Genomic DNA, 13,526 nt, shown 5'->3' on the forward strand with positions numbered 1-13,526 from the left:
CTCTTTAGAAGTCTATGCCGATGGAGAAGTAGTGGATGGGATCGTCTCCAAACCCTTCTCTGCCGTATGGCCATCCAACATCATACCTGAAAGGCAGACCAAAAACGATGGTTCTCAATCCAAACCCGGCCCCAATCAGAATATCACCGTCGTAGTATGGAGCTTCAAACTGTACGGGACCTTGTGGAGTCACTGCTTCATCACTGAATCTTTCCTCAGCAATTTTGAAGTCCAGCTTAGCATCATTGATCACACGTTCTCCGTTGTCCAGTAAGCCGTAGTCAATTCGCTCGCCCCATGCAGTACCAACATCAAGGAAAGCGGCTCCCGTGATGTTATAGAATGGAAGAATCGGGAGTGCGCCGGGAACAACAGCAGCAAAAAGAGGGAAACGGAACTCAGCATTAATTAATGAGAAATTGCTTCCATAAATACTGTTATAGGCATATCCACGAACCGGTAAAGCAGGAACGGTAAAGAAACTGTCCGTCAGCTTATCAAAGGAAAGTCCGTTATTACTGAACTGCTGGTTAATCCAGCCAAGCCGGCCACCCATAAAATAGGTTTGCTTGTCGGGGCCGATGGAAGTGGCGCCGGATGCCCGCAGAGCGATGGAATACTGCCCACTTCGTCCCAGGCCTATGTATTGTCTGAAATCAGCCAAAACAGATCCAAATTGTGGGGCATTCTCTCCCACACCAGGACTGCCCGAAATCCCTATAGAATACCTGCGCCCACCTCTCGGAGTTAAAAATCCTGGCAGGGTCCGATCGTTGGTAAATACAACTTCCGGGTATATAAACAGGCTTCGCTGATTGTCGGGTTGATTGGTATTCGTTGACAAACCTGCAAATCGATCACTGACCGAACTGTAATCCCGGGTTATGCCCATTGCGGAAAAGCCAAAATCAATTCGCTTAAACTTGTTAAATGGATACTGAGCGTTTACAGAGCCACCGAATGTCCGAAAACGGATAAGTTCCCCAAAAATAGTCTGATATCTTCGGGAAGTATGAAAGTATGAACCAAACCAATTAGTTCGGTTTTTCAGGTATCCGTATTGAATGGAATAATCACTGTTTCGCAAGTCTGTTACAAAATTGGTTCCCAATGCAATTTGATGGTCTCCCAGCAGATCACTGATGATAAATTGTGTTTGAGCAGCTGAGCCATAAGTGGAAGCTACAAAAGTGGGGTTATATGCAATATCCGTGGAAAACTTGAGGCGGTAATTCTTGGGCTGATAACGTCCGTCGTCTGTAATGTTATTCTCCGGAGTGAAACTTTTTACGTCCTCGAGTTCAAGAGTGGTATCCTCCATAACTTCCGTACTGAATACATAATTTCTGAAGTCGATTTCGTCAGACTCTTCCTCTTCAACCTGCTCCTGCTGTGCTTCTTCACCGGTACCTTCTTCCCCTTCAGTCTCGGTTTCACCGGCTTGCTCAACTTCTTCATCAGCAATAGCAACGCGTTCGCCTTCCAGGCTGAGTCCATCGGCAAATAATTGCTGAGCATACCGGATAGCCGGAACCCGGGTAAGTTTACTTTCTGAAGCCCTGCGTTGCGCCCAGTAATTTTTGGAGAGATCGCCTGCCTTTTCCCTGCTGAGTGGAGACCTCAGCAAGAAAATGTCGAGATATCCTTCATTGATAGAGTTAAAAGCCAATCGTGATCCGTCACCGCTTATCGAGATTTGAGAAGTACCGGTTTGCAGATTCGTTAACGGGGCCGATGTACGGGTATCCAGGTTGTATTCATAAACGTTCAGGATTCCGTTCTCATCAGAGATATAAACCAAGCGTCCGTCTCTGGTTGTTTGCGGGCCTTTTTCACTCCATGTTGGCGTATTGGTCAGCCTTGTGGCTGTAGTCCTGGAGTTCAGGTTTACCCGAAAGATGTCGGTTTGGTAGATGCTTTCATCACCTAACAAATCATAACTGAGCGTATAATTGTGGAGTGCTACTTTCTCACCCCGGTCTGACACAAAGTACAGGGTTTCTGAATCCGTACCCCAGGCCGGCTGCATGTCTGAGAAGAAGTCGCCGGTAACATTAATCAGTTTTCCGGTTTCGAGGTTGTACACAAAAATATCCTGGTAAGGGCCAATATTACCATCGAAAGCTAATTTCTTGCCATCCGGCGACCAGGCAATGGAAGCAATGGCGTCCAGGTTGGGAAACTTCAGCTTGTTAATTTTACCGGTGTTGTAGTTTATCAGGGCAATATCATCTCTTCCTTTCGATTTTGTTGATATCGCAATCTGATTTCCATCCGGCGACCAGGCAATATTTGGATTCAAAATGTTCAGTTCCTCAAACTCAGGATTATCTTCTCCCCTGATCAACGTCTTTAGTTTTCTTCCATCAATAGCACTGATGGCTACAACATCAAAATATCCTCTCCTATTAGTGATGAAAGCCACTTTATCGCCCTGCGGAGATATGGCAGGACTGGTATTATAGGAGCCGTACTGCCCTCGTTCAGTCAGCTGATTAGCGATCATATCGGCTCGTTCCCTTTCAGCAACTTCCGGATAGTATCTTTCCTGAAGGGCATCTTGCCAGGCCTTATCCAGTTCTTCAAAATTCAATCCCAGCGACTGCTGCAAACCTACCTCGACACTGCGGGTGGTTTTAATTCGCTGTAATATTTCAGCAATTTTTTGGCGGCCGTATTCTTCAACCACAAAGTTCCAGAATGACTGACCACCACGGTAGGCATAATACCCGCCCAGGTACTGAAGCGGAGGTAAATAGTTGTTGATTACCGCATCCCGAACATACATATCCGTATTCGTATCCCAGCCTAAGGCGGTGTACTCAGCAAGGCCTTCTTCAAACCAAAGCGGAAACTGAAGCTGAATATTATTTCGGATAATGGAATTGATGGTACCGCCGTAAAACATATCATTAAAAACGGCATGAACCAGTTCGTGATGCAGGGTTCGCCGGAAGTCAGCATAATCGTGGGTAAAAGGGACCGTCATACGGTTTTTCATTTTGTCGGTCACCCCGCCAATTCCCTCTGCGCTAGTAGGCAAATTCACTACATTGGTCTGGGAGAAATCGTTATGAGAATCATAAACGATGAGCGTTATACGATTGGATATCTCATGGTTAAAATCTTCGGACAGTTGCTTGTAGGCCGACTCGATACTTTTCGCCCCAAATTCAGCCAGCTCATAGTTCTTTTCTCCGTAGTAATACACATCGAAATGCTTGGACTGAATGTAGCGCCATTCAAAATCCTCGTACACCACCCTGTTTTTACCAAACGAATAATATTGAGCCAGAGCCGGTGTACCGGACATAAATACTATTGCAGCGAGTAATACAACTGAACTAATTTTAACTTTCATAATAGAGAGTATTAAAAGTTATTTGGCTAATCCGAAGTCGATTTGTCGTTTTTCCAAGTTGGTACTTTTAACATAAACCCGGATTTCATCGCCAAGCTGAAACTGTTTTCCGCTCTTGCGGCCTACCAGGGCATGGCGCTTTTCATTGAAAACGAAATAATCACTTTTCAGATCGCTCATTCTTATCATTCCTTCACAGTAAATGTCTTTTAGGTTCACAAAAATTCCCCGTTCCATCACACCGCTGATAATTCCATCAAATTTCTCACCGGTTTTACCGCTTAAAAACTCAACCTGCTTCAGTTTTATGGAGTCACGTTCAGCGTCAACGGCAACACGTTCGCGCTCACTGCAATGTTCTCCATCTTTTTTGAGCTGATCGTGGGTGTAAACCCTGGCTCCTGAATTGTAACCTTTTAGAAGCCGGTGCACAATAACATCAGGGTAACGGCGAATGGGACTGGTAAAGTGTGCATAGTGTCCAAAACCCAACCCAAAGTGACCGAGATTATTCGGTGAATATTCAGCCTTAGCCATTGCCCTGAGCATCAGTCCGTTAACGATATACTCCAGGCTTGTATTTTCCACTTTTTTGAGAAGGTCGTTGATCTTTTTAGGAGAGATTTTATCCCCGAGATCAAACTTGATTCCTATGGGTTTAACCTGCTCCGCTATGGAAGCCAGTTTCTCCTGATCCGGCTTGTCATGTACCCGGTAGAAAAATGGATACAAGTCTTTTGAGCGCTTCTTATCTGACTTTTTACGTAACTCCTCTACATGCATAGCCACGGTTTTATTAGCCATCAGCATGCATTCCTCAATCAGACGATGGGCAAAAATGCGTTCCTTCAAAATTACTTTGAGCGGCTTACCGTTATCATCTAAAACAAACTTGGGTTCGGGCGTGTCAAAATCGATGGCTCCTTCACGAAATCGTTTGTCCAGGAGTATGCGGGCTAACTCTTCCGCCAGCTTCACCTCTTTGGCATATTTGTGATTCTTACCCTCAATCACTTCTTGAGCCTGTTCGTAAGTAAATCGCTGTTTGGAATGAATCACGGTTTCCTCAACAGAGTAATCAACCAGCTTGCCATTCGGGGCAATTTCCATGAAGCAGCTATAAGTCAGCTTGTCCTCGTTAGGACGCAAACTGCACACACCATTACTCAGCACTTCCGGGAGCATAGGAATCACACGATCCACTAAATATACGCTTGTTCCCCGGCTGTGTGCTTCTTCATCCAGAACGGTTTTTGGGGTTAGGTAATGCGTTACATCAGCAATATGAACCCCCAGGTAATAGTTTCCATTATCCAGCTTTTTAATACTCAGCGCATCATCAAAATCCTTGGCATCTTCCGGGTCGATGGTAAACACATTCTCGTCTCTTAAATCCCGGCGTCTGTGGCATTCCTCTTCGGGAATCTCGGTTGGAATCTGGTTAGCATACTCCTCTACTTGTTTGGGAAATTCAGCAACCATGTCATTTTCAGCCAGTATGGATAATACATTGGCATCATTTGAACCTGATTTTCCTAAAACCGATTTGATACGGGCTTCCGGTAACGCTTTGGGGTGAACCCAATCGACCAGCTCAAAAATAACCTTGTCGCCATCCTCAGCTCCATTTACAAATTCCGGAAGTACAAAAAAGTTGGTATGAACCGATTTCTTATCCGACTCAATCACGAAATTCTCTTTACTGACTTTTGTAAGCGTGCCTACATAAAAGTCTTTTCCACGTTCCAGTATTTCCAGAATTTTACCCCGGGGTTGGCCGGAGCCCTTTTTCTGCCCGGTTATCTTAACCCGAACTTTATCATCGTTCAGAGCCGTTCCTACATCGCGGGATGAAATCATTATATCCTGGTCCAGCTCATCGGTAATTACATAACCGGTTCCGCGGACTGAGATATCAATCTTTCCCTCTACAACATGGGACGAACCTGAGGACTTCTTTACCTTCTTCCTGGTGTTTTTCCCAAGAAAAACATAATTGTCTTTTCGGCTGATGGTGTTTTGATTAGCCAGCCGGCCCAGTGTTTTGTCCAGCCGTTTTATCTCATTGTTACTTTCTAACCGAAGTACGCTAATAATTTGCTCTCTTGTTAGCTTACCGTCGGGGTTGTTCTTCAATAAATCAACAACCAGGTCTTCAAATTTACTTAGTCTGTCTTTCTTACTACTCATTCAAATATTCTTATGCGGGATCTGATCCCTCTATGTTTTCTGTTATTTCTTCTTGATTCTGTTCTTTTTCTTTAACGCCAAATAGCTTTCTGAAAGGCGAAAGCAACCGATTGAAAAATTCATCCCAGGTATTGAAACTTACTTTGGCTTCAAGGCCTACCCCATTTATTTCCTGAGATTGTTGTGATTGTTCGGTGCTGCTAATGGTTCCGAAGGTAAGATCCTGGCGGTGGAAAGCCGTTACTGCAAAGGTGCGGTTTATTCTAAAGGTAGCACCAAGATCTCCAATATTTGATTGTCTTCCTGTGATTTGTCCTTCCCGGCGGAGTATTATTTTGTCATTGTAAAGCCGTAGCGCAACTCCAAGGTCAACTTGGTTATATGTATTTAAGTTAAAATCTACATCTAAACTACTCAAATCACTGTTCAATAACGAATTTACCTGATTTGATAACAATGGGTTAATAACCTGGCTCGAAAGCAACGGATTCAGTACCGCCGCACTGCCTGATAAATTTTCTCCAAAAGGATTGGCTTGAGGGTCACCCGCTGAAGAAACCGGTATAAAATCTCCCATAAGCATAAAGTTGGTGGCCTGTATTAACTTCAGGCTTTCATCCCTGTTAATGGAGGCCAGCTGGGTGGATAGCGTTGAGCTTTGTTGCGACTCAAAGGTATTGGGCAAACGGAAAAAGAAATTGTTTTCAATACTGGTTAGGGTTCCACCGATATTCAGCACTAATTCTACAGGCACCCGTTGGGCGTTTTCAGGATCCCTGGAACCGGTGCTGCTCAGGGTGTTGATATCAGGCCGGGCACGATAAATGGCATTCAGGTTCAGGCTTGCATTTGCCGGATCTCCCTCCCATGTAATGGTACCGCCTGATTCCAGCTCAAACCGGCGGGTAAAGATATCGCCACTCACAAACTGGTAGTTCCCGCCTGTGATATCAAAACGGCCAAACATGGATACCTGTTCGTCTTCCAGCAAAATACGCAGGCGACCGGTACCATCGGCAGTTACGATATCGCCGGTAACCGGATCAAAAATCAGCCGCACCGTCATCGGGTTGGTTGCCACAAACTGCAGATCTAAAGTAAAACGCTCAGCAAAGGTAAGCTCATCCTCCGGTTGGCCCTGTTCGTCATTAATTCGATTTCGGGAATTAGTGGAATTAACCCCTGACCGTAGATCGTCCACATCAAAAGAATTCACGAAACGTATAAACCGGTTGTCTTCATTGAATTCCGTTTCCTCTAATAAAGGGATGGAAATCTGTGAAAAATCCGAAATAACAATGGGCTGTTCCGTCCGAAGCACCGGATTCATATTGGTACCGGAAATGGTGACCGTGCTGGAGCCATAGGCCTGTCCAAAAAACGCTACGGTTGGGTCGAAGGAGCTGTTCAGGAACTGAAACTCATCCATATCCAGGCTTATCCGAAGGCTGTCGGTTGGGCCAAAATTATTCAAATCATAAAAACCGCTCAGAATGGCACTACCACCCGAAGGATCAATAAAGTAAATATCATTAAAAGTGAAGCCTTCGTACCGGTTAAAGGTTAGGCTGCCCTGTGCATAGTAGTAGGTATCCAGAAATTGGGGGCGGATGTAAGCGGCGTCTTCTGTACCCACAATAAATTCTGATTCAAAATCATAGTTCTCCAGATTTCCCCAGATTTTACCCGTTCCGTTAGCCAGCCCCGCGGCTTCAGCAAACACCTTCGGACCTATGTACGGTAAAATCCACATGTCAATATTCTCAAACTCTATGTCAAACTGATAAAGCGAATCGACTGCCGGAAAATTACCTTCTTTTGGAGCCAGGACGTACCCGTCTATATTAAAGTTCTGCCCTTTACGATCGTTGTTGGCATAGTATTGGGGATACTTGGCCGAATCCGTACTTACGGAGATATTGGTATCAAAACGGTCTAAGGATTGATTGTATCTACTGGTGAGCAGGATATCACCGAAAAGTGTGTTGTCCAGGTTAAAGGCTTCAACATCAATTTCACCCTGTATGGTCGGCACGGTAGTCAGCGTTCGGGTGGTGAATTTCCCATTTACAATTCCCCCAAACCTGACTCTTCCTCCTATCAAATCTGAAAGACGGCCCAGGTTCACTTCTCCAATGTTATAGTTTACCGAATCTTCCGTTGAGCTGCTGAAGGTGCCGTTTACCTGAACAAACTGGGAGTCACTTTCAAAGACAAAATCTTTCAGCGTTAGTTTTTCATCCGATTGATAGCGAAGCATGGGAGTTCCGTCATTAGCCCATCTAAAGGTGCCGGTACCCAGCGTGAAATCATGGATGAATAATGAAATTGCCTCTTCGGAAATATCCCCTCCGGCATGGAACGAGAATGAAGCATCATCGGCTAACTCTCGAATATTACTTCTCAGCTCAACGGAATCCTGGTTGAAATTAGCCGCAAAATCAAAATCCCTGCCTACTACTGTGTTATAATCAATCTGAGCTGCATTGGCCTGAAACTGAAGACCGGAAAAGTCTTTCAGGTCCGCCTCCCTGCGGAAGCCCCCGGTGGTTTGTATCATTAAAGAGTCGGCTTCGAAGTCCCGGATTCTCGTCTTACTATCTACCAGGGTAGCATTAAAAAGCAGCCGCTGAGAATTCACATTCACCGTAGAATTAATGCGGGCAGAAGTTGAAATACGTGGGAAATCCGGGAAGTATGAGGTAATCAACCCAAGGTTTTTCAATCTCCCGGAGATAGTTAGGTTTTGGTTACGGCTGATTTGGGTGGAATCTTTAATGGTCGTCAAACTATCAAAAGCGATTTCTTCCCTCACCCGGTTGGTAAAATACCGGCTCCACTGCCCGCTTAGAACCAGCAAATCGGCCGGCACAAAATCCCCTTGCACGGTGGCATCAAAGGCGGTAGAGGTCAAACGCAGAATTCGCTGTTGGGCATCGGGCTCGTTGAAATCAACATATATTTGGTGGCGACCCAGTGTATCATCCCCGGCCACTGCACGGGTAATATCAAGGCTCACCTGCCCGTACAAGTCGTTCCACTCTTTGCCCATTAAGCTCAGATCGTATTCCATATCCGCATACACTTCCCGCATGCGATTGTCTTGCACAATTTCATTTAGAAATATATTACCGGCTTCACCTTTTAAAGAGTAGGACGGAATCGAAGTGGTTAGGTCAATAGTACCATTTGTGGTTAAAAGCGCCCCATTTACTTCCGCTCTGATATCCGGTTCAATCAAACCATCGTTCCAGTTTGCCAATATCACAACCTGGTTAAACCGGCGGTTGTCAAATGCCCCCTGTTGTGATCTGATTACCAGTCCGCCTTCGCTTTCTCTCAGGTTGAAAGAGGTGCTTTTAATCTCCCCATTCAGGGTTAAATCGGTAGATTGTATTCGGGGGTCAATCAAATTTCCTAAATCAAGGGAGTCGGAATTGAAGCTGAGATCAAAACCAATGCGGTTACCCCAGTTCCAAACCCCGTCAACCTGAAACTGCCCACGCTCCATATTCTGAGCCATGATATTCGTTGAGGTGGTGTCTGTAGTACCCGAAATTTCCCCTTCAAACCGGGTGGAGGTTAAGGCGTCGATCTGCGCAGTGGTGAGTGCCGAGCTTACAAGCTCAAGCTCTTTTTGTGCCAAAACAACTGCTTCCAGGCTTACGTTGTAAGACAGCTTATCAACACTTCTAAGATTTTTTACGGTACCATTTAAATCTGCAAAACTTTCTCCGATACTCAGTTCAACAGTGCTGAAATACAGGGAGTCGAGCGTACCTTCACCGGTCAGTTTACCTTTAATATCACTTTGAAGCTCAGGGACATCAGGGAAAAAACGGGTGATATAGGATGTTTCCAGCGCCAATCGATCCACAGTTAAACTAAGGGTAGCCTCTTTAAGCTGTTGTTGAACTCCTCCATCCAGCATATTCACCCCTTCAGCCTCACCGCTGAACCGACCGCTTGAATTACCGGACTTAATATTGAGAGCATTCAGTTCCAGGAACCGGGAGTCGTTATAAATTTGACCAAATAACTCAACGGTTGGGATATCAAATTCAGGCACATCAAACTGTATCCGGTTGATATCTACAAATCGCTGATCGTTGGTAAATTCAAAAAACATATCCATCTGAACATTCCGGATGTTCAGGCTATCGGAAGAGGTTACCCGGTTTGGATTTTCAAAGGCATTCCGCACCACAAAGTTACCATCCCGAACAATTACAGAAGGAATGATAATCTGAAAACCCGAGCCCGACTCATTTTCTGAACTTACCGATCCTGCTGTAAGGTTTGATTTCAGTTTAAAAGCCTCATCCAAAGAAAATTCAGATTCCGGATCCACAACTCCTTTCGGCGATTCTACCTGAAGTGCATTAATTACCACCCTGTTCCTGAGCAGAGACCAAACATCCAAACTGGCATTGATGGAGCTCGTCTCAAATACCGGCCGGAATTCCGAGGAATCCGGGTAAATTTTAACGTTATTCATTTGCATACGGAGCGGCAAGAGGCCTTCAAGCTGACCAATGCTCAGCACACCCTCAAAATTCTGACTGAACCGGTCCTGAAGTTCCACAGCCACCTGATCTTTTACCGGCTGAAGCTGCATCAACCCAAAAGCTGCCCCAAAAACGAGGGCAATTGTCAACACCAGCACCCCGATAAAGGTCCAGAAAATATTCCAGGATTTATGTAACCAGCGTATGTATGCCACTATGTAAAAATGTTTAGCGTGTGTTCCCAGGCCCGTTGCACAAAGGCAGTGTCGGATACTTTATAAACGTAGGGAGAACTTAATTCCTTCAGTAAGATGAGTTGTATTTGCTCGTCTTTCACTTTCTTATCGGTTTTCATGAGGTACACCAATTCTTCCGGGGAGGCCTTTACTTCATTCAAATTCAGCTTATACAACGGCTTGAACTGCATTAAATTGGATAAATCAATATTAGCACCTAAAGAATTGGAAGCGTGAACGGCGGCAATCATTCCGGCATAAACGGCCTCACCGTGGGAATACAACTTATAGTCACCTTGCTTTTCAATAACGTGAGCAAAAGTATGGCCGAAATTCAAAAAAGCCCGCTTCCCGGCTTCAAGTACATCTTCAGCTACAATTTCAACTTTAATCTTTGCACTTTGCTGAATCAAGGGCAACCAGGACTTCCCGTCAACAAAGGTATTCTCCTTTATCAACGTGTTTACCTGCTCAAGGATTTCAGGGCTGTGAATCATTCCGTATTTAAGCACTTCACTCAGTCCATTTACCCATTCTTTTTCCGGGAGGGTTTCGAGGTATTTAACATCTGCAAATACCGCCGCAGGCTGATAGAAACTACCAACCAGGTTTTTCCCGGTATGATGATTGATGCCGGTTTTCCCTCCAATCGAGCTATCCACCATAGCCAGCAAAGTGGTTGGAATGTGGATGAGCGGAAGTCCGCGTAACACCGTAGCTGCCACAAAGCCGGACAGATCACCGGTTACTCCGCCACCAATCGCGATCAGCGGTGTTCCTCTTTCGGCACCTTCACTTAAAACAAAATCGACGGCCTGCTTATAGATTTCGATGTTCTTCGCCTGCTCTCCCCGGGGGACTTCAAAAATGTGAAGCTCGTTAAAGTGAGATTTCAGTGCCTTCTCAAAATGAGTGCGGTGATGCTTCAGTACAAAAGCATCCACCATCAAAAAGGCTTTTGCGGAGCCGTAATGCTGTACAAACTCCTCCAGTTCTGCACTTAAATCGTAGCCAAAGTGCAATTCGTAAATATCTTCCGTGGAAGTTTGGACTGAAATAGAATCAGACATGCCGGGTAATTTTTTCGATGGCCGCTTCCGTCATTTCCTCAACAGATGAAAATAACGGTGTTTTAATTGCAACCTGAGCCTGTTTGTAGAATTTTTCTCGACCTGAATATAAGGCTTTCAGCTCTGTAAAGAGAGTATCCCTGGATTTAATTTTTCCGTCCTTATTAAACAAAATCGGGCGCTCATCGCTTTGCAGCACTCTGTCGGTTATTTGTTCCAAAGGCGTATCCACAAAAAGCAGCAACCCGTTCACCTTCAGGTGATCAACAATGCGCTGATTTTGCAGGGCTCCCCCGCCCAGCGACACCACTCCTCTGAAATTACGGGTCAGATCAAGCAGGTATTCCCACTCTTTTTCCCGGAAGTAGTGCTCTCCGTGCTCATCGAAGATGGCGCGGATGCTTTTGCCCTCCCTTTCAACAATAACCTCATCCAGGTCGCGGTATTCCCGCTCCAGCTTCCCGGCCAGGGCTTTGCCGAGTGTGCTTTTCCCGGATGCCATGAAGCCACACAGGTACATACTGTCTTTAAATTTTTGCAGTCGGTAAGAATTCATTTCGCAGGTTTTTTAGGAGTCACCATTTCCACCTCTTCCCGATCCACAACTACCGCACCGGGGGGCGAACCTTTGGGTTTGCGCACGTATTTCTTTTTGGTGATGATCACCGGAGCCAGCTTCGATCCTTTTGCCTTTGAATTATAGGCAGCGTATGAAGCAGCCTCCAGCAGCACCTTCTTTTCAGGCATGCCTTTGTCATTCCCCATTCTGATGACCAGGTGAGAGCCGGGAACACCGCGGGCGTGCATCCAAACATCCTCTTTGTGGGCTTTCTGAACCAATGTATCGTTGCTTTTGGCATTCTTCCCGATCCATACCGGATAGCCCTGCACCTCCAGTGTGTGAAAGGGCAGCTGTTCTTCGTCACCCGAATTATCCTGACTTCTGTACTCCTTCAGCTCTTCCTCGCGCTCTTTCTCCCAATCCTTAAACTCCCAGAGGTTGGTGATCTCCTCCGCTTCTTCCAACAAACGCTCTGCCTTTTCTTTTTCGTTTTGCATGATGGGGATGCGCTTCATGGCTTCCTCATACGATTTCTCCGCACCGGCCGACTTCTTGTAATACCGCTGGGCATTCCCGGCTATATCCAGATCAATTTCAAGTGGGATGGTTACCTTTTCGCCTTCATTATACAGGTCATCCACTTCGATCTCTTCTTTGTTGACATCCCCGAGATGAGCATTGGCCATCAAAATATGTCCCCATTGCTCGTATTTCTCAGCCCGTTCCAGCCCTTTATCGGCCTGCTCAAGGTTTTGGAGGCCTGATTTGGTCCGTTTAATTTTTCTTTTCAGGCTTTTAAGGAGGGATGACTTACGTTGACGGAGCCGCTGATCCCGGGAGTAATTTTTGTACCGATAGAGAATAAGATCGTTTACACTATCGAACTCTTTTTCCGTCTTAACTGGCAGTGTTTCTTCGGAAAGCAGGGTGGTATCTCCATTTTCCAGAAGACGCGGGAAGGGGTTGTTTTCCATTTCATCACAAACTTTACGAACGAACTCCTGAAGCTCCTCCTCCCCCGCTTCATCAAGGTCATAAATATCAGTCAGCTCCTGAATATTTTGCCGTGGGAACATCGCGTTTATAGCCACTATTTTATTCTTGGTGCTTTTTCGGCTGATGTCCTCCTCAATCTCATATACATTCAGTTTCTGAGGACTTGGAGGTTCCTCTTCGGTTTCATCGTACTCTTTAAATACCTCGATGATCTCCCCCTCTTTGGAAAGAAACACATTCGCGCGATTGCTGAACAGCCTGAAATGCAGCTTGTGCCCGTCTTCAAAATGAATAAACAGCCACCGGTCGGTTTCCGGAATGGTTACATCGGTGATTTCAACGCCATAAATCTTCTCAAAAAAATCGATGGTGTTGCTCTTTTTTGCTCCCCGAAAACTGTCTAAATAAAGAGCAATATTTCCCGGGGCTGAACTGAAGCATAATCGGTGTTTAGCGGCCTCTGTGTGTACAAAAAACTCCAAATAGTTTTTATATGGACTGACCGCCTGCTCGATTTTACCGGCAGTTAACTTGTTTTTAAGCTCTCGCTTTAGATATATTAGCTCGTAATAGTTCATTTAATTTGAGGGGAAAATACAGGTT

General features: G+C 45.4%; 6 protein-coding genes. All 6 read right to left on the reverse strand.

The window, feature by feature from the left end:
• Positions 1-4: 4 nt before the first annotated feature.
• The 6 genes from NM125_RS01240 to NM125_RS01265 are packed head-to-tail and all read right to left on the reverse strand — an operon-like array spanning position 5 to position 13,501.
• Complete coding sequence (locus NM125_RS01240) at positions 5-3,361, reverse strand: peptidase MA family metallohydrolase (RefSeq protein ID WP_255132053.1); 3,357 nt, start codon at positions 3,359-3,361, stop codon at positions 5-7.
• Positions 3,362-3,379: 18 nt separating this feature from the next.
• A complete protein-coding gene (rnr, locus tag NM125_RS01245; protein WP_255132055.1) occupies positions 3,380-5,551 on the reverse strand; it encodes a ribonuclease R in 2,172 nt (723 codons plus the stop codon).
• Between the two features lie 10 nt (positions 5,552-5,561).
• Entirely contained in the window at positions 5,562-10,274 is a 4,713-nt protein-coding gene (locus tag NM125_RS01250) for a translocation/assembly module TamB domain-containing protein (RefSeq protein WP_255132057.1), read from the reverse strand.
• Positions 10,274-11,365: a 3-dehydroquinate synthase gene (aroB, locus tag NM125_RS01255; protein ID WP_255132059.1), complete on the reverse strand. Its 1,092-nt coding sequence runs from the start codon at positions 11,363-11,365 to the stop codon at positions 10,274-10,276. Before aroB ends, NM125_RS01250 begins: the two co-directional genes overlap by 1 nt.
• Entirely contained in the window at positions 11,358-11,921 is a 564-nt protein-coding gene (locus NM125_RS01260; RefSeq protein WP_255132060.1) for a shikimate kinase, read from the reverse strand. Before NM125_RS01260 ends, aroB begins: the two co-directional genes overlap by 8 nt.
• Positions 11,918-13,501: an NFACT RNA binding domain-containing protein gene (locus NM125_RS01265; protein WP_255132062.1), complete on the reverse strand. Its 1,584-nt coding sequence runs from the start codon at positions 13,499-13,501 to the stop codon at positions 11,918-11,920. Before NM125_RS01265 ends, NM125_RS01260 begins: the two co-directional genes overlap by 4 nt.
• Positions 13,502-13,526: the final 25 nt, after the last annotated feature.

It is taken from the genome of Gracilimonas sediminicola (assembly GCF_024320785.1).
Taxonomy (GTDB): Bacteria; Bacteroidota; Rhodothermia; order Balneolales; family Balneolaceae; genus Gracilimonas; species Gracilimonas sediminicola.

Coding starts and splice junctions, on each gene's coding strand:
- NM125_RS01240 (WP_255132053.1), bottom strand. CDS start 3,361: ATGAAAGTTAAAATTAGTTCAGTTGTATTACTCGCTGCAATAGTATTT.
- rnr (WP_255132055.1), bottom strand. CDS start 5,551: ATGAGTAGTAAGAAAGACAGACTAAGTAAATTTGAAGACCTGGTTGTT.
- NM125_RS01265 (WP_255132062.1), bottom strand. CDS start 13,501: ATGAACTATTACGAGCTAATATATCTAAAGCGAGAGCTTAAAAACAAG.
- NM125_RS01260 (WP_255132060.1), bottom strand. CDS start 11,921: ATGAATTCTTACCGACTGCAAAAATTTAAAGACAGTATGTACCTGTGT.
- aroB (WP_255132059.1), bottom strand. CDS start 11,365: ATGTCTGATTCTATTTCAGTCCAAACTTCCACGGAAGATATTTACGAA.